General features: G+C 58.9%; 14 protein-coding genes and 1 tRNA gene. 11 read left to right on the forward strand and 4 right to left on the reverse strand.

The genetic code is table 11. The features are described from left to right. Window positions 1-47: 47 nt before the first annotated feature. Window positions 48-1,394 (forward strand): dihydrolipoyl dehydrogenase, encoded by a 1,347-nt coding sequence (gene lpdA / locus H6B30_RS01930; RefSeq protein ID WP_205107356.1) that lies wholly within the window; start codon window positions 48-50, stop codon window positions 1,392-1,394. Window positions 1,395-1,526: 132 nt separating this feature from the next. On the opposite strand, the gene bamJ is transcribed toward lpdA, so the two are convergent. The 4 genes from bamJ to H6B30_RS01950 all read right to left on the reverse strand — a co-directional run bounded on the left by bamJ (window position 1,527) and on the right by H6B30_RS01950 (window position 6,688). Continuing rightward, entirely contained in the window at window positions 1,527-2,153 is a 627-nt protein-coding gene (gene bamJ / locus H6B30_RS01935; RefSeq protein ID WP_205107357.1) for a BamJ family beta-barrel-assembly machinery protein, read from the reverse strand. Then, window positions 2,153-3,694: a glycine--tRNA ligase gene (locus H6B30_RS01940; protein ID WP_205107359.1), complete on the reverse strand. Its 1,542-nt coding sequence runs from the start codon at window positions 3,692-3,694 to the stop codon at window positions 2,153-2,155. The genes bamJ and H6B30_RS01940 overlap by 1 nt, the downstream gene beginning before the upstream one ends. Window positions 3,695-4,136: 442 nt before the next feature. Then, the gene (locus H6B30_RS01945) at window positions 4,137-5,825 is read right to left on the reverse strand and encodes a C10 family peptidase (protein WP_205107361.1); all 1,689 of its coding nucleotides are present in this window, start codon (window positions 5,823-5,825) and stop codon (window positions 4,137-4,139) included. A gap of 716 nt (window positions 5,826-6,541) precedes the next feature. Continuing rightward, window positions 6,542-6,688 carry a hypothetical protein gene (locus H6B30_RS01950; RefSeq protein ID WP_205107362.1) on the reverse strand — a complete coding sequence of 49 codons (147 nt, stop codon included), beginning with the start codon at window positions 6,686-6,688 and terminating at the stop codon, window positions 6,542-6,544. A gap of 491 nt (window positions 6,689-7,179) precedes the next feature. On the opposite strand from H6B30_RS01950, the gene H6B30_RS01955 reads away from it, so the two are divergent. The 10 genes from H6B30_RS01955 (at window position 7,180) to H6B30_RS02000 (ending at window position 24,864) form a co-directional block, all read left to right on the forward strand. After that, the gene (locus H6B30_RS01955) at window positions 7,180-10,176 is read left to right on the forward strand and encodes a SusC/RagA family TonB-linked outer membrane protein (RefSeq protein WP_239483439.1); all 2,997 of its coding nucleotides are present in this window, start codon (window positions 7,180-7,182) and stop codon (window positions 10,174-10,176) included. A 32-nt stretch (window positions 10,177-10,208) separates the two neighbouring features. Further along, window positions 10,209-12,035, forward strand: a complete 1,827-nt coding sequence (locus tag H6B30_RS01960) for a RagB/SusD family nutrient uptake outer membrane protein (RefSeq protein WP_205107364.1) — start codon at window positions 10,209-10,211, stop codon at window positions 12,033-12,035. A 28-nt stretch (window positions 12,036-12,063) separates the two neighbouring features. Then, entirely contained in the window at window positions 12,064-13,173 is a 1,110-nt protein-coding gene (locus tag H6B30_RS01965; protein ID WP_205107365.1) for a starch-binding protein, read from the forward strand. A 31-nt stretch (window positions 13,174-13,204) separates the two neighbouring features. After that, complete coding sequence (locus H6B30_RS01970; protein ID WP_205107367.1) at window positions 13,205-16,429, forward strand: DUF4886 domain-containing protein; 3,225 nt, start codon at window positions 13,205-13,207, stop codon at window positions 16,427-16,429. Window positions 16,430-16,436: 7 nt separating this feature from the next. After that, complete coding sequence (locus H6B30_RS01975; RefSeq protein WP_205107369.1) at window positions 16,437-17,813, forward strand: alpha-amylase family glycosyl hydrolase; 1,377 nt, start codon at window positions 16,437-16,439, stop codon at window positions 17,811-17,813. A 4-nt stretch (window positions 17,814-17,817) separates the two neighbouring features. Further along, a complete protein-coding gene (locus H6B30_RS01980) occupies window positions 17,818-19,389 on the forward strand; it encodes an alpha-amylase family glycosyl hydrolase (RefSeq protein ID WP_205107371.1) in 1,572 nt (523 codons plus the stop codon). 723 nt (window positions 19,390-20,112) lie between these two features. Next, the gene (locus H6B30_RS01985) at window positions 20,113-22,905 is read left to right on the forward strand and encodes a DNA gyrase/topoisomerase IV subunit A (protein WP_205107372.1); all 2,793 of its coding nucleotides are present in this window, start codon (window positions 20,113-20,115) and stop codon (window positions 22,903-22,905) included. Further along, entirely contained in the window at window positions 22,892-23,710 is an 819-nt protein-coding gene (locus tag H6B30_RS01990) for a DUF3316 domain-containing protein (protein WP_239483440.1), read from the forward strand. Before H6B30_RS01985 ends, H6B30_RS01990 begins: the two co-directional genes overlap by 14 nt. Further along, the gene (locus H6B30_RS01995; protein ID WP_205107374.1) at window positions 23,707-24,723 is read left to right on the forward strand and encodes a S41 family peptidase; all 1,017 of its coding nucleotides are present in this window, start codon (window positions 23,707-23,709) and stop codon (window positions 24,721-24,723) included. The genes H6B30_RS01990 and H6B30_RS01995 overlap by 4 nt, the downstream gene beginning before the upstream one ends. Before the next feature lie 59 nt (window positions 24,724-24,782). Further along, window positions 24,783-24,864, forward strand: a tRNA-Leu gene (locus H6B30_RS02000). Window positions 24,865-24,974 lie beyond the last annotated feature (110 nt).

Below are 24,974 nucleotides of genomic sequence, written 5' to 3' on the forward strand. Positions count from 1 at the left end.
TATGGTGCCAACGATGACTGATACCCCCATCAAAACCCAGGACACACATGAACACAGACCTGATAATAATCGGAAGCGGCCCGGGAGGATACCGGGCGGCAGAGCACGCGGCACGCAACGGGCTGCAGGTGGCAATCATCGAGCGGGCCGAAGTGGGCGGCACGTGCCTCAACAGGGGGTGCATACCCACCAAGGCATACGCCCGCAACGCCGAGATAATGGACATCATGGCCGACGCCGAGGCCTTCGGGCTAGGCTGCCTCAACTACAGTTTCGACTTCGCAAAGGCCGCCGAGCGCAAGGACGGCGTGGTAGGCACGCTCCGCAGCGGCGTTGAGACGCTGCTGTCGGCACCGGGCATAACGCTCGTAAGGGGCGAGGCTGCCTTCAAGGACGCCCACACCGTGACGGCAGGCGGCGAGGACTACACAGCGCCCAACATCATCATAGCCACCGGTTCGGTGCCAAAGATGCTGCCGATAGAGGGCATCGACGACGCCTCGATGGTATGGACGTCCGACCGTATGCTGGCCGCCACCGAGTTGCCGCGCCGTGTCTGCATAGTGGGCGCCGGCGTTATAGGCATGGAGTTTGCCTGCATACTCAACAGTTTCGGTTGCGAGGTCACCGTGGTTGAGTTTCTCAAAGAGTGCCTGCCGGCCCTCGACAGCGATGTGGCCAAGCGACTGCGCAAGGCCATAGAGAAGCGCGGCGTGGCCTTCTTCATGCAGTCGGCCGTGCAGGCCGTGGGCGACGGCACCGTGACATTCGACCGCAAGGGCAAGCAAACCACCGTCGAGACCGACTGCGTGCTTATGGCCGTGGGCCGCACGCCGGCCACAGCAGGGCTCAACCTTGAGGCCGCCGGGGTGGAATACGGCCCGAAGGGCATAATCACCGACGACAACCTGCTCACCAACGTGCCCGGCATTTACGCCATAGGCGACGTCAACGGCCGGCAGATGCTGGCCCACGCCGCCACCATGCAGGGCCTGAAGGTGGTCGACAGCATACTGGGCCGCACCGAAGGGATACGGCTCGACGTGATGCCGGCTGCCATTTTCACCCATCCCGAGGCTGCCTGCGTGGGCCTGAGCGAAGACGCCTGCAAGGCGCTGGGCACGGCCTGCCGCACGGCAAAGGCCAACTACCGCTCCAACGGCAAGGCCCTGGCCATGGGCGAGACCGAAGGCATGGTGAAGATGCTGGCCGACGAGAGCGGCAAAATCATTGGATGCCACGCCTATGGGGCACATTCGGCCGACCTGGTGCAGGAGGTGAGCGCCCTGATATGCCGCGACACGACAGCCGCCGAGCTGGCCGCCATGACCCACATACACCCCACCCTGAGCGAGATGGTGCAGGAATGCGCCGAGCAGCTGGCCCGCGCCTGACACTGACAGGGGCCGGGGCCGTTTGCGGGCTGCCGCAGGCAGCGGCACAAAAAGGCAGAAACAACAAGGGGAGGCTTGCCACACAGGCAAGCCTCCCCTTGTTGTTTGCAATGCTGTACGCGGCTTACAACCCTACTGCAACACAGGCGACCAGAAGTCGACCAGGCGCAAGTCGAATATTAGGGTGCTGTAAGCCGGCACCCCCGTCTGCGACTGTGATCCGTAACCCAGCTGATAAGGTATGTACACCATCCAGTGGTCGCCCCGCCTCATGTGCTGGAGGGCAGTGGCAAAACCATCCACCAGCATGTTTCCGCCGGAGTTCCCGATGGCCATCTGCAACGGCTTGCTCACATCATCGTAGTAGTTTCCATAGTACGACTGGTCGAACACATAGCCGTAGGGATAGGACACCGACGGCAGCAGGCGGCCAAGGTAATGCACCGTCACGGTGTCGGTGTAAAGCGGCGTCGCCGAAGCGGCGTCGCCCTCTTCAATCACGTTGACGATGATATAGTCTGAGTTGCTACCCTCTATGCTGTCAGACTTCGACCAGCTCTTTATCCGTTTCCAGTCGGTGCGTGCCGGATTGAGCTCCAGCAGGTTCATCACCGAGTCGGTAAGGCTGTTGAAGAAAGCGTCGTTGCGCGCCTGCCAGTTGGGAAACTCCTCCACGGTGTCGTCTTCTTCGCTGCACGAGGCCAGGCCAAACACGGCGAAGAGTGCCACGGCAAGGAAGTAAAAGCCTCGTCTCTTCATCACTGCAGTTGTTTGAGCAGGCTGGCAATGCTCACCTTGTCTTCGATGATGCCATTGAGGTCTGCTATGTTTACTCTCTCCTGCGCCATGGTGTCGCGGTGGCGCAGCGTCACGGTGTTGTCCTTGAGTGAGTCGTAGTCGACGGTAACACAGTATGGCGTGCCTATTGCGTCCTGCCTGCGGTAACGCTTGCCAATGGTGTCTTTCTCGTCATACTGGCAGTTGAAGTGGAACTTCAGCGCGTCGATTATCTCGCGGGCCTTCTCGGGCAGCCCGTCTTTCTTCACCAACGGCAGCACGGCCAGCTTCACCGGGGCCAGCGCGGCGGGCAGGTGGAGCACGGTGCGGGTCTCGCCGTTGTCAAGCTTCTCTTCCTCGTAAGAGTGGCACATCACGCTGAGGAACATGCGGTCCACGCCGATTGACGTCTCGATGACGTATGGGGTGTAGCTCTCGTTGGTCTGCGGGTCGAAGTATTTTATTTGCTTTCCGCAATACTTCTCGTGCTGCGACAGGTCGAAGTTGGTGCGGCTGTGTATTCCCTCTACCTCCTTGAACCCGAACGGCATGCGGAACTCGATGTCGGTGGCGGCGTTGGCGTAGTGGGCCAGCTTCTCGTGGTCGTGGAAACGGTAGTTCTCTGCTCCGAAGCCCAGTGTCTGGTGCCACTTCATGCGCGTCTGCTTCCAGTTGGCAAACCAGTCGAGCTCGGTGCCCGGCTTTACGAAGAACTGCATCTCCATCTGCTCAAACTCACGCATGCGGAATATGAACTGGCGCGCAACAATCTCGTTGCGGAAGGCCTTGCCAATCTGCGCGATGCCGAAAGGCACCTTCATGCGGCCCGTCTTCTGCACGTTGAGATAGTTGACAAAGATGCCCTGTGCCGTCTCAGGGCGCAGGTATACCTTCATGGCACCGTCGGCCGAGGCACCCATCTCGGTCGAGAACATGAGGTTAAACTGGCGCACGTCGGTCCAGTTCTTTGTTCCCGAAATAGGGTCTACAATCTCCTCGTCGATTATTATCTGCTTGAGCTCGGCCAGGTCGGGGCCCTGCATGGCGCGCGTGTAGCGCTCGTGCAGCGCGTCGCGCTTCTGCTGGTACTCCATCACGCGGGCGTTGGTCTGGCGGAACTGGCTCTCGTCGAAGGCGTCGCCGAAACGCTTGCGTGCCTTGGCCACCTCCTTGTCTATCTTCTCGTCATACTTTGCAATCTGGTCTTCGATGAGGTTGTCGGCGCGGTAGCGCTTCTTCGAGTCGCGGTTGTCGATGAGCGGGTCGTTGAAAGCGTCCACGTGGCCGCTGGCCTTCCATATTGTGGGGTGCATGAATATGGCCGAGTCGATGCCCACGATGTTCTCGTGTAGCAGCACCATGCTCTTCCACCAGTATTCCTTGATGTTGTTCTTCAGCTCAACGCCGTTCTGGCCGTAGTCGTATACGGCAGCCAGTCCGTCGTAGATGTCGCTGCTGGGGAACACGAAACCGTACTCCTTGCAGTGCGACACGATTTTCTTGAAAACGTCTTCCTGTGCCATTTGTATAGTTAAATCTTAAATTAAGTTCTGTCATGCCACGCCTGTGCGCCACGCAAAAAGTGCGCTTCGCACCGCATTCAGTCTGCAAAGATAAACTAATTCGGGCGAAACGCAAAACTTTTTCACACACATTATATATAAGTAGCTGTTCAATATTAACCGTTGCAATAGACCTTGCAGGTGTCCACTGTATCTTTGCCACCATCTGGTGTGCCCTTTCGGGCCGCATGCCAAAGTCTCATCGGTAGCGTAGCCCGCCACGCTCTCCCCTCTGACTTTGGCTTGCATCTACGAAATAGCGCACAATTTGATGGCATTTGATTTTGAACACCGCCTTAAGAGGCGGCAACTGCCAACCCACGACGCCCCGCGGCCTGCGTGCCTACGGCCCGCCTCCCATGCCCCGGCCACCGCCATGAGGGCTGTGCGCCGGGGCCTGCAGTCACGGCTTTACCACCTTGCGCACAGTGCCGCCGCAGCTCACTATGAACGTGCCGCGGCCTGGTATGTCGTCGGCAGAGAGCCCCTCGGCCGGGGCGCTCATCACCAGCCGCCCCGACATGTCGTAGACCCTCGCCTCGCCGTCGGGCGCCATGCCGCCGGCAACGGCGCTGCCCGCCGACGTGCAGATGCCCTCATACCGGGTGAACGTGGTGCCTTCCTTGGTCACTACATACTCGTCTGTCGAGTTCGGGGCATAGTCCACCCTCACCCACTCGCCGTGCAGCTCGTCGTAGAACGCGGCATATATGCGGTAATCGCCGTCGGGCATGGAGGCCGGCAGGTCAAATTTGCCGTTGCGAAGTTGGAACCAGTCCAAAGGCCTGATGCCGGATACGTCGGTAGAAAATAGCTCGCCAAACCACCCGTTGCCTTCGGCCACCAGGCTCAGCCGGCCGTAAAGCGGGCGGCACGAGCAGTTAACCACTTGGGCGATGCCACCATACAGGAAACCATATATGCCGTTGATGCCTATGGTGATGCGCCTGTTGCTGAACAGGTAGCGCCGGGGCACGTCAACGCCGGCCGGCGCAATGCCCAGCAACATGTATTGGTCGTAGTTGTAGCCCTCGTCCTCGTCGGGCTTGAGGTAATCCAGGCGGTACATGCCGTCGGCCATCCCGCCCCAGCCCCAGTTGACATGGAAGAGCCCGTCGTCGCCATAGCCGTCGATCACGAAGGCATGCCTGTCGGCCGTGAGGAAGTCGCCGCCGTTGAGCTTTCGCCCGTCGTAAATCACCGGCCTGCCGGCATCAATCTCCCCGATCAGCATCTCCATCCAGTCTTCCTCGTGTTCGGAGCGTTCCAGGTAGGCCATGTCGGGGTTGTATCCCAGATACGTCAGCATGGCATAGCCCCCGTCGGTGACGTTGGCCGACGTGCCTTCGCCCCCGAAACCGGCCTCGGCCCCAACGCCGCAGTGGTATACAAGCTCGGCCACTGCCGCGGCCTGTGCCTCCGAGAAGGCCCCCGGCGCATAGCTGTCGAGCATATCGTCCCATGCATAGACGGTGCTGCCGAAGTCGGCCGACAGCCATTTCTCCGAGCCATCGGGCATAGTGCGCAACAGGTACTCGTGGGTGCCGGTGCCCCTGACGGGCCAACGGTGGTAACGCATCACCTGAGCCATGGCCACCGGCACGCAGCCCGCCACGCAATGCCCGCCCGACGCCAGCGCGGGGCAAAGGCCGTTGAACGGCTCTCCCTGGGCCCACTTGCTCGTGAGCAGGGGCCCCACCTTGGGAGCCACACGCCCGCCCTGCACCAGCCCATCGGCATCAACGTCGCCGACCACGCCACGCTCCAAGGCCGCATCGGTGGCCTCCAGCCACCACCGCAACCCGCAGGGCATGGCGCCGGAAAAGCCCTCGCGCGAATAGCCGAGCACGGCCGCCGAGCCGTCGTCGTTGGCCACTACGGCAAAGCCGCCCCCGCCGCGCACTCCCATCACAGTGAGGTTGCGCGCCGCATACAACGGCTCTATACACCCGGCGGCAGCCGAGCGCGCTGGCTGCACGTCAAGACCCAGCACAGCCGCAGCGGCGGCGCGCTTCTGTTCAATGGTGCGCTCTGCTGCATCGGCCCCGGCCACAGCAGCAAACACAATGATGGCAGTAAACAGTCTGTTCATAATTTTAATCTTATATTAGCGTTATACACTTGCAACCGCTTGCGGGTTGCCTCACTCATCATTTTCCCCGGCCTGTGTCAGGCCGCCCAATTGTATGTCATGATGGCAAAGATACTAATTTTATTGCATACCTGCAAGCAAACCGCAACATATTTTCGATGGCGGCAACGCCATGCAATGCCTGCTGCCCACAGCCGCCCGCCACCCCAATTTTGCAAGCAAACGTGGCCGATGCATCCACGGCCGCCGGGCATAGGCCCAACCGCAGCCAAAAGCCTCGCAGCCAGCCACTTGCAGAAGCCTGAGGCATCGGCCCGCAACACCTGCCGTTTGGCAACCCGAAACGGGCCGTACGGCAATGCAAAAACGGCCGTTTTGCCGGCCAATACAACAAACGAGTGAGCCAAGCCACAGCATGGCCGCCACTATGCAAGCATTGCCCAGCCCGACGCCACTGCCGCCGCGCAGTGGCGCCGGGTCAGCCATACCCACAAAAAGCGGCATGGCCGAAAACGCCCGCCGCAACAAGACCGGGCCGGCAACGGCCCTTCAACCGACAAACTTCCATGCAAGACACAACAGCCATGACCGGCACACCCTGCCAATGCCACGGAACTGGTATGGCAAAAAACCACCGTATTGTGGCAAACATCCCTTGGTTGCATGGCAGAAAAGGCTGCACAATGGCAAAAAACGGTTTGCAAGAGTTTAGATTTTCAGTCGGTCGAAAGCGACAAATCCCATTGATTTTCAATCATTTGCGTATTTTGAGACTTTGATTTTGCATTGAGCGGCTTGGCGTGTAGCATTAGTTCACCTAATTTTACAGCCGAATTTAAATCAATAGCTAAAAGTTTCATCATGCATAAGTTAATAGTTATATTATTTATTAGTGGTTGTCTTTATGCACCTGTACATGCAAAAGACACTTTGGTTAGTTCACCCGGCGGGTCCGTGACGGCATCCGTCGGCGTGGCTGCCGACAATCCATGCGGCGCTCCGTCGCGATGCCTGCAGTAGCCCGCCGTCACCGCCATGCTTCACGCCGGCCATCTTCAAGCTGTCGGGCATGGCCAACGGTTGCCAATAGGCTGTGACACCGTAGATGAAGCAGGCCGCACGGCCCCTACGGCCGACATGGTTTACGGCAGTGCCGCCGGACGAACCTTGGCAGATGGCAACGCACATCTGGCATACCACGACACGTCTATGCAAGACGGCCCCTGCCAATACGGCAGCCTGCCGGCATAGCCATACACCACCGCATGACGGCCTTAAGCGGCAGCGCATCAACTTGGCTTAATGAGAAACAATTGTTTAAATAACTCTAAAATAACATTAAAACCCCAAGAAAATGAAAAAAGCATTTGAATGTTCTTGCATTTCTGCAAGAGGCAAGGCCAAGCGTCCGCAAGCCAGACGAGGCCTGCGCCTTAAGGTTGCCATGCTTCTGGCAGCTGTGTTTATTGCCTTGGATGTCTCGGCACAGTCCACCATCAGTGGGCATGTGAAGGACGACGCCGGTGAGGATATCATCGGTGCCAGTGTCATGGTCAAGGGAACTCAGAACGGCACGGTGACCGACCTGGCCGGAAAATTCCAACTGAAGTGCAACGCCGGTGCCACGCTGGTAATCTCTTACGTTGGCTACAACCCGCAGGAGGTGAAGGCCGCCGACAAGATGGAGGTGACGCTCAAGGAAGATGTGGCCCAGCTGAACGAGGTAGTAGTGGTGGGCTACGGCTCGCTGGCCAAGAAAGAGATATCAAGCTCCGTGGTGCAGGTTTCCAAAGACCAGTTCAACCAGGGAGCCGCCAGCGACCCCATGGCCCTCATAGCCGGCAAGGTGACGGGCCTGAACGTGGCCTCTACGGCCGACGCCAACCCTAACGCGCTGACCAACATACAGGTGCGTGGCGCCGGATCGCTGACTGCCGGCAACGGCCCGCTGATTGTAATCGACGGCATTGCGGGCGGCGACCTGCGCAACATTTCCATCCAAGACGTTGAATCAATCACCGTGCTGAAGGATGCCGGCTCGGCCGCCATATACGGAACACGCGGCGCCAACGGCGTTATTCTGGTGACAACGAAGAAGGGCTCGGGCACCCCGGGGGAGACCAACGTGACCTACGACAGCTACATCGCCCTGAACATTGCCAAGCCAAAGCCCGACATACTTACGACGGAGGAGTTCCGCCGCTCGCGCCGAGGCCAGGATTACGGCGCCGACACCGACTGGTGGGACGAGATAACGCGCCCGGTAAGCTACAGCCTCAACCAGTATCTGTCTATCGACAGCTCTACGAAGAACGGATATTTCGGCCTCTCCGTGAACTACAAGAAAGCCAACGGACTCGACATCGTGAGCGGAAGGCAAGAATATGGCGCACGCTTCGTGGGCGAGCAGCGCGTGCTTGACAACCGTGTGCAATTCAACGCATCGCTCTCGGCGCGCAAGGTGCACGAGGACTGGGGCAACGACGGGCTGTTCGACACGGCCCTCACGATGAACCCGACCATACCCGTGAAAAACCCCGACGGGTCGTACTACCAGCCGAACTCACCGACGGACATACACAACCCGGTGAACGACCTGCGCGAAAATGTTTCAGAGGGCGACCGCATCTATGTGCTGGGCAATGGCGACGTGAAGCTGAACATACTGCAACTGGCACAACACAGCCTTAGCACATCGCTGAGTTACGCACTGCAGTACAACGACCTGAAGAGCAACTTCTACACCCCGTCGACATCGAGCGAAAGCTTCTGGAAAGGCTATGCCGGCCGCGCAAACGTGAACTACCAGAAGTGGTGGACCAACCGACTGGAGTGGTTGGTGAACTATACGCTGACGATAGACAAGCACCAGCTGAAGGCCGTGCTCGGCTATTCGTGGGAACGGTCAAAGTGGGAGCAAAGCGGCAACGAGAACATGGGGTTCGTATATGACTCCATGGGATGGTACGGCATAGGCAACGGCACCTACCTGAGCGAGGGAAAGGCCAACCTTTGGGGCGGTTCGTCGGAATCGACGCTCATCGGTTTCTTCGGGCGCCTTAACTACAACTACAACGACATGCTGTATGCATCGGCATCTATGCGCCGCGAAGGCAGCACCAAGTTCGGCGTGAACAAGAAGTGGGGCAGCTTCCCGTCTGCATCGCTGGCCTGGGAAATCGCCAACACACCGTTTGCCGAGGGCATCAAGCCCACCTTCCAGAGCCTCAAGCCACGCATAAGCTATGGCGTCACAGGCCGCTCAGACTTCGATGCCTACCGCTCTCTGTCGACCTACAGCGGATACGGGGTCTACCTGATTGACAATGAGTGGATAAAAGGCTACGCCCCATCTCTGAACGCCAACCCCGACCTGGCGTGGGAGAAATCGACCGCCTTCAACGTTGGCGTCGACTTCGTGGCCTTCGACAGCAGGCTGCGCGGTAGCGTTGAGTATTTCGACCGCCGTTCGCAAGACCTCCTGTACAACTACACCGCCCCGCAACCACCATTTATTTACAACACCATACTGGTGAACGTGGGCACAACGAAGAACACCGGCATTGAGGCAAGCCTTGAATACGACGTGCTCTCGAAGACAGCCTTCAAGTGGACAACGGGCGTAAACTGGAGCATGGGCGAAACCAAGCTGACCAAGCTGTCGAGCGATGTATACCAGATGGCCTACCTTGACCTATACCAGAAACCCGGCCCCGGCTCGAGCGAATATTTCTTCCGAATAGAAGAAGGTGGCAAGATTGGGCAGTTTTATGGCTACGAGCACGCCGGCGTCGACAAGAACGGCATGCTGATGGTATACGACAACGAAGGCAAGGCGCAGCCGGCCTCCCAGGCCGACCCGTCGTGGAAGCGCAACATTGGCAACGGGGCGCCCAAGCACTTCCTTTCATGGAGCAACTCGTTCAAGTACAAGAACTGGGACCTGTCGATGCTGTTCCGCTCTGCCCTCGGCTTCCAGATATTCAATATGCGCAAGTATGGCATGGGCCTTCAGGGTGCAGGCACCGACAACGTGCTACGCACGGCATACACCGAATACAGCGACATCAAGTCGAGCGGCAGCGTTGTGTCAAGCTACTTCCTCGAGAACGGCAGCTACTTCAAGCTCGACAACGTTACTCTCGGCTACAACTTCACGCCGAAGAACCGACAGCTAATAGAGAGCCTGCGTGTCTACCTTACTGCCAAAAACCTGTTCACAATCACTGGCTATGATGGCAACGACCCATCCATCGTGACCTCTACAGGCATCACTCCCGGCATTGACACCAACTCGGCCTACCCGCAGGCCACACAGGTAAGCCTGGGCGTGACCCTGCGATTCCATTAATCATTAAATATAAAACCACGAATTAGATCATTATGATTACCTTTAAACATTATATATTCGGTGTTGCCTGCCTGATGGCAGGACTAAATGCCTGCACTGACCTTGACGAGAAAGTGTACGACCGCATCGATGCCGGTGCATACTACCAAAATGAGGCCAGTGTGAAAGGGGCCGTGGCTGCCATCTATTACCAGACATCTTCGACCTTGGCAGGCGAAAACTTCTTCCATCTGTCCGAATACCCGGCCGACCAGCTTACCTGGCGCTCATGGAATGGGGGCCTGTGGGGTTGGGACGAAGCCATGAAGACCGTGCTCTCTTGGCAGAACTGGACTTCAGAGTCGACCATCATCAACAATGCCTGGACCGGGGCATGGACTGCCGTCGGCCTGGCTAACCTGCTGCTCAGCGACATGGAAAACCTGAATGCGGCCAGCCTGAACATGAGCAACGAGAAACTGGCCCAATATGTGGCCGAGGTTCGTACCATACGCGCCTGGAACTACTATTGCCTGTTCGAGCTTTGGGGAGGTGCCCTGCCTCTGAACGTCTCTGCCGGCAGCGATGTGCCGGGCACGGCCGACGCCGACTGGGACGCATCATGCAAGAAGATATACAACTTCATAGCCAGTGAGCTCGACGAGACCGTCGACGCGCTGGCCAAGGAAGACGGCAGCCACACCACGGTAAACCGTGCCAACCAAGCCATGAACCGCATGCTGAAGGCCCGCCTGCTGCTCAACGCCGAGGTGTTCATCGGCGAAAAGCATTACGACGAGTGCGAAGCCCTGTCGAAAGAAATCATCAGCGGCACTTACGGCACTTACGGACTCGACAGCAACTACCGCAACCTCTACAGCATTGACAATGTAAAAAGCCCCGAGGTGATATTCGCACTGGCAGCAGAAGACGGGCAAGGTGCCGCCAACGCCATTAGCAACGTCCGCACCATGATAGGCATGTGGTACGGATATGCCGACTACTTCGAGCAGAGCTACGACGGCATCGGCGCCTGGAACTGCGTATGCCTCGTGCCTTCATACGACAACTATGGCACGGTGCAGCCCACGGGCGGAACGAAAGGAGCACGCTGCTTCCTCGACGCTCCCTACAACGACAAGCTGGGAGCACCCTACGAACGGTTCGACGACCGCGACATACGCAAGCAGAACTATGTGTACGATGCGGCCACAAAGACCCACGGCCCGGGCATGTTCCTCAAAGGAGAGATGCGTGCCAACTTCGGCAAAGGCAACATACTTACTGCCGACGCCGACCGCGACGGGCAGGCGCTGGTATATGTAGACCAGCTTGGTACGTTCTTGAACTTAGGCCGCAACCTCGAGGTGGTGATGAATCCACGCTGGGGCGAGACCAACTCCGGCGTGCGCCTGGTGAAATATCCGCTATATCCCAACGACGACAAGGGAGGCTTCAAGAGCATCGACGACGTGCAGTTCCGCCTGGCCGAGGCCTACTACAATGTGGCCGAATGCGAGATGCGCAAAGGCAACAGCGACGAGGCAAAGAAATACGTTGACGCTGTTCGCCAGCGTTACTACCGCAGCGGCGACCGCGCTGCCGCACTGAGCATCCCCGGACCCGGCTTCGACAGCTTCGACATGGACTGGATGCTCTCCGAGTGGGGCAAGGAATACTTGGGCGAAGGCAACCGCCGACGCACCGACCTGCGCCGCTTCGACAAGTTCACCCAGGGCACATGGTGGTTCTGGGGGCGCGCAACCGAAGACGGAGTGAACCTGCCGGCAAAGCGCGACCGCAAGTACGAATGGTACCCGCTGCCGCAGTCGGCCCTGTCTGTCAACCCGGGCCTCATACAGAATCCTAACTACAAATAAGTATTGAAGCATTGTAAAATTAAGCATTATGAACAAAAGACTATATCATCTGGCCCTGACGCTGCTGGCCCTGACGGGGCTTGTGAGCAGCTGTTCGGACAAGGAGGACATCGTATTCGAACATGAGCGTCAGCAGTTTGAAACACGTGCCGACCGCATACTGCTGGAGTTCATCGCGCCTTTCGGCACCACCGCCGACGACAAAATATACATCATCGGGGCGTTCAACGGCGACAGCGCAGCCATAGGCCAGGAACAGTATATGCTGACCAAGGCACCACAGAGTGACGTGAAGTGGGGAATCTACCTCGACCCAAAGAGCTTTGCTGATGGAAAGACGCTGGCCGACGGCTTCCGTTTCTACTCCGCCTCACAGGGAATGGAGTACACCATCGGCGGCAAGGCGGCCCTGCACACAGACAATCCGGGCGTCGGGACATTCACCAACGTGTGGGGACAGCGCTGGGAGAGCTACTATTGGAGCGATGGCGAAAAGCCCGAACCCGAACACGACGGCTACGTGGTCTACGTGGACGACCAGACTGGTTGGAACGCCCTGACGCTGTATATGTGGGGCGACGTGAACGACTTGAACGGCGGGTGGCCCGGCATGACGCCTACAGGAACACTGGAGAAGGGCGGAACCAAATGGAAGTATTTCGACATGGGCGCCGCAAACACGGGCCTGGCAGAGAACCTGATATTCAACAATGGCGGCAACGGACAACAGTTGCCCGACTTCGCCTTCACCATCGACCGCGACATCTATCTGCGTATCACAGCCAGTGGCGTTGAAGAAGTTGGCCAGGAACCAAGCGTCAAGCACGATGGCTTTGCCGTGTTTGTGTATGACGAGACAGGCTGGGACGCCCTGACGCTGTACATGTGGGGCGACGTGAACGACCTGAACAGCGGGTGGCCCGGCATGGAGCCCACCGGCAAGCAGACCGTCAACGGAGTTGCCTACAAGTATTTCGACATGGGTGCCGCCAACGCGGGGCTGGCAGAGAACCTGATATTCAGCAACGCAGGAAACAGCCAGCTTGCCGACTTCGCCTTCACCATCGACCGCGACATCTATCTGCACATCACCACATCAGGCGTCACAGAAATAGACCCGGCAACATTCCAGCCTTGACCGTGCATAGCCTGCAAACCGATTTACAACGATGAAGAAACTATCCATTATGCTCGCCGCCGCCTTTTGCCTGCTATGCCAGGCAAAAGCAGGCGACGGCATAACCCTGACACCCGCCAACAACACCGCGACAGAGAACTTTGACGGCATGTGGGATGCCACGGCATCGGCCGCCACCCTAAACATGCCTGACGGCTGGCGCATCGAGCGCCAGGTGGGCGCGCCGCGAATGGTGGGGCCCTACAGTGCTGCCGCCACCGAAGTGATGTACTCCGGTAGCGCCGGCCTGCCGGGAAATGCAAAGAACGGCACTTGGAACTTCGGCTCGAGTGCCGCCCCAACAGACCGTGCCGTCGGCGGCCTGTCAACGACAGTAGACGGCGGCACCCGCTGCGTCAACGTCATGACCCGGTTGGTCAATGGCGGTACAATCCCCTTGAACAAGCTGACAATAAGCTACGACATAGAGAAATACCGGAAAGGCGGCAATGAGAACGGCTTTACGGTACAGCTATACTACTCTGCCGACGGCAGCAACTGGAAGAAGGCCGGCAGCGACTTCAAGACCGACTTTGCCAAGGACGACGAAACGCTCGGTGCTGCCGACGTGCCCATTGCCACGGCTTCGGTCGGCGGGAAGCAACTGAACACGGCCGTGGCTGCAGGCGGTTCGATTTACCTGGCATGGAATATCTCCGTGTCAAGGGGCACCACGCCCAACAAGGCCATGGGCCTGGCACTCGACAACGTAAGCCTGACAGCATCGTTTGGCGAGCCCCTTCCCGAGCCCGACGGCGAAGACCCGTCACGCCCGCCCTTTGTGGCGTCGGGCATTTTCCTCCGTGGCGAGGTAAACGGGTGGCTGGCCGACAGCGCTTGGGAGTTCAGCGACGAGGGCAATGGCACTTATGCAATATACGACAAGGAACTGTCGGGCAACTTCAAGATAGCCGATGCAAAATGGACTTCGCTCTGCAACTACGGCAGCAACGGCAGCGCCATCATGGCCGACAGGCCCTATGCGCTGGTGCCGGGCACCGACGACAACATACCGTGCGGCTACATTTTCGACTGCAAGCGCATACTGCTGACCATTGCCGACACCGGGGCGACCCTCATGCTGGAAAGCAAGGAGGGAGGCAAACCCGGCGAACCGCCTGCATTGCAGTCGGTGGCATTGCTGCCTGCCGACGTAACGCTCGTGCCGCAACTGCCCGCCAAGGTCAAGGTGCTGTCGCTTAACAACAGCCTGATACATTACAACGACCAGGACTTCATGTTCAACGACATTGCCAGAGCCATGGGCAAGGACGCCCACTGGACCAAGCACACACTGCTTGGCAAGCCCCTGAGCACACATTGGGACGAGGGCGACGGGCTGGCCGCCGACGGAAATCCCGGCGCCAAGATGCTAATACGCAGCGAGGCATGGTCGCACATCATTCTCCAGGAGCAGAGCTCGCTGCCAAGAACCGCCCCCGAGGCGTTCCGCAACAATGTCAGGAAGTGGGTTGAATACATACGCGAGCATTGCCCCAACCCCAATGCCGTGGTCATTGTACCCATGAACTGGGCGTACAGTGGCGACTGGACAAACTTCACCGACTTCAACAGCACGCTCCTGGACAACTGCCAGGACGTGGCACGCGAGACGGGTGTCACCATCTGCCCCGTTGGCCTTGCCTACCAACAGGCGTTCGACGCCGAGGGAGCGGAAGGCATTGCATCGTGGTACCAGGACGACCGGCACCCCACAGACAAGTCTACCTATATGGCTGCATGCATGGAATATGGCCTCATCTTCGGCGAGAGCCCGGCCACTATCAGTTATCACCCGGCCGCCGTCACCGACGCCGAGGCGGCCTCGATGCGCAGCTATGCAGCCAAGGCCCTGGCGAAGTTCACCAACTATGTAGACCACACAGCGGCCACCGTGCGCTTTACGGCTGTGGCACGCGACCAATACGGCAACGAGATGGAGGCTCCGGCCGATTTGGCCTACACCCTGACCGGCGGCGGGACACTGGGCGACGACCATGTGTTCAGGAGCGACAAGACCGAAGGAACATTCAAGGTGAGCGCGCAAAACAGCCTGTTCAGCACCGTGGCCACAGTGAAAGTGGCACACGCAGAGACCGAGGTCACCGTATTACCTGCCATAGAGATGGACGCCGACCACCTGTCGGCGGCCGAAGACTTCAACGCCATGGGCAGCGACGCCGGCGCCAGGCTCCCCCTGGCATGGCGCATTGACAGGCAGACAATGGCCCCGCGCAACGTGGGCAGCTATGCCGCAGCCCTCGACAACACGATGTATGCCGGTGGCGCCGCCCTGCCACCGAACGCAAAGAACGGCACGTGGAACTTCGGGGCGGACAATGGCGCCGACCGCGCCGTGGGCGGCATCTCGACCGGCGTCGCCGGCGGCACACGCTGCGTAAACATCTACGCCCACTTCATGAACAGCGGACGCAAGGACATCGGGAAACTTAACATAAGCTATGATGTTGAGAAATACCGCATGGGAAGCAACCCGGCAGGCTTCACCGTACAGATGTATCACTCCACAGATGGGCGCAACTGGACGTCGGCCGGCAATGACTTCTGCACCAGGCTGGCCCCCGATGCCACCACCGGGGGATATGACGACGTGCCTGGCGAGACCATACCGGTAAGCGCCGAGCTGGACGCAAGGATGCAGCCCGGCGTCGACTTCTTCCTAGCGTGGAACATCACGGTGTCTTCCGGCGACGCGGCCAACAACGCCATGGCCCTTGCCATCGACAATTTCAGGCTCTGCGGCGAACTGCCTGCCGTACCCACGGCCAAGCATTACATCTATGTCATCGACGAGACGGGCTTCGACGCCCTGGGGCTGTATGCCTGGGGTGACGGCGAACTGTTTGGCGCATGGCCCGGCCAGGGCTGGGTCGACGAGAAGACCATTGGCGGCGATGCTTACAAGGTGTTCCTGCTTGATGCCGACGGCGGCACATACAACCTGATATTCAACAATTGGAACAATGGCAGGCAGGTGGCCGATTTCACCGTAACGGCCAACCGCGACTACTACCTGCGCGTCAGCGCCTCGGGCGTAACAGAGCTTACGCCGGCCGGCATCGCTGCCGTAGGCCTCCAACCGGCAGCCGACGGCAGCCACGCATACTACCTCAACGGCCGCAAAGCCGGCCCTTGGGACAGCGGCAGGGCCAAAGGCATATACATTGTCAACGGCAAGAAATACGTCAACAAATAAAAACGGCATGAAGACATTTTACATTCCACTGCTCGCCTCGGCGCTGTTGGCTGCTGCATGCGGGCAGGGGGCACAGCAATTTGACATAGACAACACCAAGCCGGTGACGCCAGACAACCGCGTCATTTACCAGATGAACATCGGAGCATTCACGCCCGAGGGCACTTTCGCCGCGGCAGGGCGACAGCTGGGCCGCCTCGACACGCTCGGGGCCGACATACTCTGGCTCATGCCCATCTACCCGCGGGGCCACAAGATGAACAGCCCTTACGCCTCGATGGACTTTACCAAGGTTAATCCGGCCTACGGCACGGCAGACGACCTGAAGGGATTTGTAGGCGAAGCCCACAGGCGCGGCATGAAGGTGTGGCTCGACTGGGTGCCCAACCATGTGGCCGTCGAGAACCGATGGGTGGCCGAACACCCTGAGTTTTTCACCAAAGACGCCCACGGGCGGATGATACACCCGCACGGATGGGGCGACGTCTACGAGCTGAACTACCACGACGAGGGCCTTGTCGAGGCAATGAACTCGGCCATGAGGCAATGGATAAGCGTGGCCGACGTCGACGGGTTCAGATGCGACTACGTCAGCAGCCCCACCATACCGGTGAAGTATTGGCAAGACATCATTGCCGAGCTGAACAGCCACGGCAAGACCATAGAGTTTCTGGGCGAGACCGACATATCCAACCCTGAGAACAGACGCATCGACTCGTGCGGCTTCGACTACGACTACGCATGGGATTTCCAGGGAGAACTGGCCCGCAAGTTCAACGACAGCGACAACGCCGACTCGCTCCGGGCTATCTGCGACAGGCTTTTGGCGGCCTCGGCCAAAGTGAAGAACAAGCGGATGGTATACCTTACCAACCACGACCAGAACTACAACGACGGAGGCAACACGCTAAAAGACTTCTACGGCGACAACCGCTACCTGCTCACCGTGCTGGAGTTCACCTTCCATGGCATGCCGCTAATATACCAGGGGCAGGAAATAGGCGACCCCGACACACTCAACTACTTTACCGACGCCAAGGTGAAGTGGCACTTGGCAGACCGCAAGATGCTCAACACCGTGCGCACGCTGGTGGCACTGCACCACACCTTCGCCTCGCTTTCGGCAACAGCGCCCGTTGAATACATCGAGACTGCAGGCTCGCAGGTGCTGGCCTACAGGCGCGGCCCGGTGGTGGTGGCGCTCAATCTTGGCAGGGAGCCGGCGGCCGTGCAGCTAAGCGGCATCGAGGCGGGCATCTACCAACAGTGGCTCGACAGCCGCACCATTGGCAGCGGGCCTGCCATGGCCGACGTCAAACTGGCACCCCAATCGGCCATACGGCTGCAAGGCAAGGGATATGCGGTATACGTTAAAAAACAGTGAACCTATGGGAAAGACGTCAAGACTGATTGCAGCGCTGCTGTGCTGCTGGGGCCTGGCCGCGCCACGCGCCATGGCAACCGACTATGTGGACGACATCAACAACGGCCATCACGCCGACGGACAGCATGTGGTCTATGAGATGAACGTGGGGGCCTTCACCGCCGAAGGCACCCTTGCCGCGGCACAGGCCCGGCTCAAAGAGTTGAAGCGCATAGGCGCCGACATTGTGTGGCTAATGCCCATTTACCCCCGTGGCGGGGGCATCAACAGCCCCTATGCCGCCACCGATTTCCAACAGGTAAACCCGGCCTACGGCACCATAGACGACCTGAAGGCCTTTGTCGGGGCCGCCCACGCCCTCGGCATGCAGGTATGGCTCGACTGGGTGCCCAACCACACGGCAACCGACGCGAGGTGGGTGGGCGAGCACCCTGAGTATTACAAGAGGTCGGGAGGCAGCTTTGTGCATCCCAACAACTATGCCGACGTATATCAGCTGGACTACGGCAACGGCGAACTGCGCAAGGCCATGACCGGATGCATGAAGTTCTGGATAGACCGGGCCGACATCGACGGCTACCGGTGCGACTACATCAGCAGCCGCGAGATTCCCGTGAGCTATTGGCAGGAAGCCATACCTGAGATAAAGGGCTGCAAGGCCGGCAAGGCCATCACGTTTCTTGGCGAGGCCGACATTGCCGCCGACGCCACACGCCTCAAGGCGGCCGGCTTCGACTACGACTACGCATGGCAGTTCCAGAGCCAGCTGGCCAATTTCGGCAACGGCACCGCCGCCGCACGCCCCAGGGCCTTTGCCAACACGCTGATGGCCCACCAGGACGGCATTGGCTTCGGGCGCATGCTCTACCTTACCAACCACGACCAGAACTACAACGAGAAGAAGAAGACGCTCACCCATAAGTATGGCGACAACCGCTACCCGCTCACGGTGCTCTACTTCACCGTCTGGGGGATGCCCCTTGTATACAACGGCCAGGAAACGGGCGGCAACCAGGCGCTAAACTACTTTACCGACGAAAAAATAGACTGGGCGCAAACCGACAGCAAGATGCTCAACACCATACGCACGCTGTCGGCCCTGAAACACTCGGTGGCTGCCTTCCGCGACGGCAAGGCCGCCGCCGACAACCACAGCGTCAGCTGGCTCACGGTGAACAACAACACATCGGTGCTGGCCTACAGCTGCAAGCAGGGCGACAGCGAGGCCGTGGTGGTGCTCAACTTCGGCACATCGGCCACCGCCGCAACCGTATCCGGGCTCACCGCCGGCGAATACGGGCTGTGGCTCGACAGCGAGACCATCGCCCGGGGCACGGGCCGCAAGGCCGTCAGCCTCGGCGCCACCCACACGTTTGAGCTGCAGGCCAAGGGCTACCGGGTGTACGTGAAGGGCCACTTCGCCGACGAGGGCACGGCAGCCATGAGCGCCATCACAACCGGCGCCGCCGCGGGCGGACCCGTCTATTCGCTCGGCGGCCAACGGCGTGGCAGCAGCGGCCAGCTGCCCGGCGGCATATACATCAGCAACGGCCGCAAATACGTGAAACGCCATTGACTCTTCATGATTTTAATAATTCTGTTTGTTAAGTAGCTATTGATAATCAATTATCATCAGGTTGTGCGCAGTTCGGTGAATGTCTTAGTAAGGCCGGAAGAGGTATCGTAGCCTGCTACGCTACCGACGAGGCCTTTGAAGACAACCCGGAAGAGCGCGCAAGGCGATGGTAAAGACAAGATGTCCGAATAAAATGGCTTGGCATCGGTTAATTTTTCAACAGATACTCATGTTTGGATGGCCGCCCTTGCCGGGCGGCCATTTTTGTTTCCTCCCCAAAAGCCACCCGCAGCGGCAGTCATTTTCATGCCGAGCCGTGCCGCAAGGTTGGCACCGGTCAACAACCTGGCACTCAGCCGGTTGCACAACGGGCCGCATTTCATTCCAAAACCTGCCGTCTCAAGACATGGAACGGCCCCCCTTACCCCGCAATACATGCCATCTTGCAAACCGGTGCGGCGCATACCCAAACAAAAGGATGCAGCTGGCGGCTTCGGGAGCATTGACTCTGACGTGGTTCATGACCTTCCCGGTCACGGGCCGCCTGCAACGGCCCACCCTTGCCTTTGCATAAGGCAATGGCAGCAACAGCGGCCCGAAAACCACCACGAGAGCCGCCGGCAAGCCATGAGCACAAGCCCGCCGAAACCTTTTGCTGCGCAAAACTTGCCGAAGTCAGAAAAAATAAGTAACTTTGAGGCAAATTTGCGATAACAACAATTTATGAGCGACGAAATAAAAGACAACGACACCCTCGAAGAAACCAACGCCAACAGCACTGACAACACAAGCAACGAGACCGACGCCAAGCCGGCGGCCTGCAACCACACCGACGACACCGACGACGAGAACGAAACCGACGGAGAGCCCACAAAGCACTCCGACTACAAACCCGTAGACAGGTTTGACGCCTCGGCGGTGCACCACCTGAGCGGCATGTACCAGAACTGGTTTCTCGACTATGCCTCGTACGTTATACTGGAGCGCGCCGTCCCCCACATCGAGGACGGCCTGAAGCCCGTGCAACGGCGCATACTGCACTCGATGAAACGAATGGACGACGGGCGCTACAACAAGGTGGCCAACATCGTGGGCCACACCATGCAGTTCCACCCCCACGGCGACGCGTCGATAGGCGACGCCCTGGTGCAGCTCGGACAGAAAGACTTGCTTGTAGACACTCAGGGCAACTGGGGCAACATACTGACGGGCGACCGGGCCGCCGCGCCACGATACATCGAGGCCAGGCTGTCGAAATTCGCGCTCGACACGGTGTTCAACCCCAAGACCACCGACTGGCAGCTGAGCTACGACGGGCGCAACCGCGAACCGATAACGCTGCCCGTCAAGTTTCCGCTGCTGCTGGCACAGGGCGCAGAGGGCATTGCCGTGGGCCTGAGCTCGAAGATAATGCCGCACAACTTCAACGAGCTGTGCGACGCGGCCGTGAGCTACCTGCACGGCGAGGAGTTCAACCTGTACCCCGACTTCCCCACGGGCGGCAGCATCGACGTGAGCAAATACAACGACGGGCAGCGGGGCGGGACGCTCAAGGTGAGGGCAAAGATAGAGAAACTCGACAACAAGACGCTCGTAATACGCGAAATCCCCTACGGCAAGACCACCAGCACGCTCATCGACTCTATACTAAAGGCCATCGAGAAAGGAAAGATAAAGGCACGCAAGGTAGACGACAACACTGCCGCCGAGGTAGAGATTCAGGTTCACCTCGCGCCGGGAGTGTCGTCCGACAAGACGCTCGACGCCCTCTATGCCTTCTCCGACTGCGAGGTGAGCATATCGCCCAACTGCTGTGTCATTGCCGACGACAAGCCGCAGTTCCTCACCGTGAGCGACGTGCTGCGCAGCTCGGTAGACCGCACCATGGGCCTGCTGCGCCGCGAACTGGAGATTCGACGGGGCGAACTGCTGGAGCAACTGCACTTCTGTTCGCTCGAAAAGATATTCATCGAGGAGCGCATTTACAAAGACAAGAAGTTTGAAGAGGCCCCCGACGTCGACGCCGTATGCGAGCACATCGACAAGCGGCTCACGCCCTTCTACCCGCAACTGGTGCGCGAGGTGACGCGCGACGACATACTGCGCCTGCTCGAGATAAAGATGCAGCGCATACTGAAGTTCAACAAAGACAAGGCCGACGAGCTCATGGCGCGCCTCAAGGCCGAGATAGAGCAGATAGAGCGCGACCTGGCCAACATGGTCGAGGTGACGGCCAACTGGTTCCGCTTCCTCAAGGAAAAGTATGGCAAAGACCACCCGAGGCTCACGGAGATTCGCAACTTCGACACCATCGAGGCCACCAAGGTGGTCGAGGCAAACGAGAAACTGTACATCAACCGGCAGGAAGGCTTCATCGGCACGGGGCTGAAAAAAGACGAGTTTGTGTGCAACTGCTCCGACATCGACGACATAATCGTGTTCTACAAAGACGGCAAGTACAAGGTTGTGCGCGTGGCCGACAAGATTTTCGTTGGCAAGAACATACTGCACGTGGGCGTGTTCAAGCGCAACGACAAGCGAACCATATACAACACGGTATACCGCGACGGACGCAACGGCCCCTACTACATCAAGCGGTTCAACGTGACGGCCATGACCCGCGACCGCGAATACGACCTCACCAAGGGCACGCCGGGCTCAAAGGTGGTATACTTCACGGCCAACCCCAACGGCGAGGCCGAGGTGATAAAGATAACGCTCGAGCCAACCGAGGTGAAGCGGCGCACCAACATATTCTTCGACCGCGACTTCTCGAAGATTGCAATCAAGGGCCGCGCCGCACAGGGCAACCTGCTCACGAAGAAAGCCATCCACCGCATTGGGCTGAAGAGCCACGGCCACTCTACGCTCGGAGGGCGCAAGGTGTGGTACGACCCCGACGTAAACCGGCTGAACTATGACGACCACGGAAGGCTGCTGGGCGAGTTCCTCGACGACGACCAGATACTGGTGGTGCTCGAGGGGGGCGACTTCTATGCCACCAACTTCGACGCCAACAACCACTATGAGGACAACATTGCACGCATAGAGAAGTTCGACCCGCACAAGGTATGGACGGCTGTGCTCTACGATGCCGACAACGAGGGCTACCCATACGTCAAGCGTTTCTACATGGAAGCCACCAAGCGGAAGCAGAACTACCTGGGCGACAACCCCAACAGCCGCCAGGTGCTGCTCACAGACGTGGCCTTCCCGCGGCTGCAGGTGACCTTCGGAGGCAACGACGCCACCCGCCCGCCTATGGAGATTGACGCCGAACAGTTCATTGCCGTCAAGGGATTCAAGGCCAAGGGCAAGCGCATCACCACCTGGAACGTGGAAAGCATAACCGAACTGGAACCCACCCGGTTTCCCGAACCAGAAGAACAGCCAGACGACGACGACACCGACGACGAACAGCAGGAAAACCTTGACCCCGACGCCGGCAAGTCGCAACAGCAGGTAATCGACGAGATAAACGGACAACTTAGCCTCTTCAACGATGAAGATCTTTAGAATGGCCATGGCCGCCATGGCCGCCCTGCCGCTGTGCTCAGCCGCCCAGGAGGCAGACTCGACGGCATCAGCACGGATAACAACGGCCGCATACATGGTTGGCGCGGGCCGGACAAAGGTGCTCGACACCTATCTGTCGCAAGAGCATTTTGCCGGGCCGGGGTTCACTTTCCTGGCCACGGTGGAGCGGCAGCGCCCGGGCAGCCGCTGGCTGACGGCCATGCAGCACCAGGCCAACATATCGACAACGCGCGACCGAAGCCGACAGTCGCGCCAGCTGGAGGGCTCTTACAACTTCTACTGGGGGCGATACCACTGCTGGCAACTGGCAGCCGACAGGCTCACACTGATGGCCGGGGGAATGGTCGACGCCAACATAGGCTTCATATACAATACGGGCAACGGCAACAACCCGGCCCAGGCGCGGCTCCACCTCAACGTCATGCCGTCGGCGGCGGCCGCCTACAGGTTTTCGATCGGCAAATGCCGCATGGCCATACGCTACGAAGCGCAGCTGCCACTCATAGGCGTCATGTTCAGCCCCAACTACGGGCAGTCTTACTACGAGCTGTTCTCGCGCGGCAACTACGACCACAACGTGGTGCCCACAACGCTCGTCAGCGCCCCATGCCTGAGGCAGCAGCTCATGGCCGACGTCAACATCGGGCGCCGGACTACGCTCCGCTTCGGATATCTGGGCGACTACCTGCAGGCCGATGTCAACAACCTGAAGTCGCATGTCTATTCCCACCGCTTCATGATTGGCTTCGTCAAGCGGTTCAAACTAATAAGCTACCGCCCATGAAGCGCTTCATATCATACGTCATCATTGCCGTTGCCATGGCTGCAACGGTCACTTCGTGCGTCGACGAAGAGGAGTTCGACGACTCGCCCACGGGCAACTTCGAGGCCCTGTGGAAAATAATCGACGAGCACTATTGCTTCTTCGACTACAAGAAACAGGAATACGGGCTCGACTGGGACGATGTATACGCCAAGTACAGGGTGCGCATCAGCGACAACATGACGTCCGACCAACTGTTCGAGGTCATGGCCGACATGCTGTCGGAACTGCGCGACGGCCACGTCAACCTGTCGCGGGCGGCAGACTTCGCGCGCTATTGGAGCTGGAAAGAAGACTATCCCTCGAACTTCAGCGACACGCTGCAACGGCGCTACCTCGGCACAGACTACCAGATAGCGTCGGGCATAACATACCGCGTTCTCGACGACAACATCGGCTACATATACTACGAAAGCTTCAGCGACGCCATCGGCGAAGGCAACCTTGACGAAGTAATCAACAGGCTGATGCTGTGCAACGGCCTGATAATAGACATACGCAACAACGGCGGAGGCAACCTGACAAACGCCGAGAAACTGGCGGCGCGCTTCACCAACGAGGCTGTGCACGTGGGCTATATCTGCCATAAGACAGGGCCGGGCCACAACGACTTTTCAGAGAAGGAGGAACAATGGATTGAGCCTTCGTCAAACATGAGGTGGCAGAAAAAGGTTTGTGTGCTCACCAACAGGAGCGTCTACAGCGCCGCCAACGAGTTTGTGAAATACATGGCGTGCATGCCTTCGGTGACAATAGTGGGCGACAGCACCGGCGGCGGGGCCGGCCTGCCGTTCAACAACTCGCTGCCCAACGGGTGGGCAGTGCGCTTCTCGGCCTGCCCTATGTACGACACCGAGGGCCATACAACCGAGTTTGGCATAGCCCCCGACTATAAGGTGTCTATCACTGACGATGATTTCGACAAAGGCATCGACACCATTATAGAATTCGCCCGCAACCTGCTAAAAGAATAAAAAAGCCGGGATATATTTGCAATTTAAGCAAATTATTCTTAACTTTGCACCGCTAAAATGCGCTTGTGGCGGAATTGGTAGACGCGCCAGACTTAGGATCTGGTGTCTCGCGACGTGTAGGTTCGAGTCCTATCAGGCGCACCCTGTCAAGCCCTAAGTCTCGGTTCCGATGACTTGGGGCTTGATTGCGTATTATGATGCCGCCCAAACCAAGCCCACCCGATGAACACACAGGATTGCTGCCCGCCACG

Source organism: Marseilla massiliensis (genome assembly GCF_016899955.1).
Classification (GTDB): domain Bacteria; phylum Bacteroidota; class Bacteroidia; order Bacteroidales; family Bacteroidaceae; genus Prevotella; species Prevotella intestinigallinarum.

Excerpts from the sequence above, each read along its gene's own strand:
- H6B30_RS01990 (WP_239483440.1), top strand. The coding sequence starts at position 22,892 with ATGAAGATCTTTAGAATGGCCATGGCCGCCATGGCCGCCCTGCCGCTG.
- bamJ (WP_205107357.1), bottom strand. The coding sequence starts at position 2,153 with ATGAAGAGACGAGGCTTTTACTTCCTTGCCGTGGCACTCTTCGCCGTG.
- H6B30_RS01975 (WP_205107369.1), top strand. The coding sequence starts at position 16,437 with ATGAAGACATTTTACATTCCACTGCTCGCCTCGGCGCTGTTGGCTGCT.
- H6B30_RS01940 (WP_205107359.1), bottom strand. The coding sequence starts at position 3,694 with ATGGCACAGGAAGACGTTTTCAAGAAAATCGTGTCGCACTGCAAGGAG.
- H6B30_RS01985 (WP_205107372.1), top strand. The coding sequence starts at position 20,113 with ATGAGCGACGAAATAAAAGACAACGACACCCTCGAAGAAACCAACGCC.
- H6B30_RS01950 (WP_205107362.1), bottom strand. The coding sequence starts at position 6,688 with ATGATGAAACTTTTAGCTATTGATTTAAATTCGGCTGTAAAATTAGGT.
- H6B30_RS01980 (WP_205107371.1), top strand. The coding sequence starts at position 17,818 with ATGGGAAAGACGTCAAGACTGATTGCAGCGCTGCTGTGCTGCTGGGGC.
- H6B30_RS01995 (WP_205107374.1), top strand. The coding sequence starts at position 23,707 with ATGAAGCGCTTCATATCATACGTCATCATTGCCGTTGCCATGGCTGCA.
- H6B30_RS01965 (WP_205107365.1), top strand. The coding sequence starts at position 12,064 with ATGAACAAAAGACTATATCATCTGGCCCTGACGCTGCTGGCCCTGACG.
- H6B30_RS01955 (WP_239483439.1), top strand. The coding sequence starts at position 7,180 with ATGAAAAAAGCATTTGAATGTTCTTGCATTTCTGCAAGAGGCAAGGCC.
- H6B30_RS01960 (WP_205107364.1), top strand. The coding sequence starts at position 10,209 with ATGATTACCTTTAAACATTATATATTCGGTGTTGCCTGCCTGATGGCA.
- H6B30_RS01945 (WP_205107361.1), bottom strand. The coding sequence starts at position 5,825 with ATGAACAGACTGTTTACTGCCATCATTGTGTTTGCTGCTGTGGCCGGG.
- H6B30_RS01970 (WP_205107367.1), top strand. The coding sequence starts at position 13,205 with ATGAAGAAACTATCCATTATGCTCGCCGCCGCCTTTTGCCTGCTATGC.
- lpdA (WP_205107356.1), top strand. The coding sequence starts at position 48 with ATGAACACAGACCTGATAATAATCGGAAGCGGCCCGGGAGGATACCGG.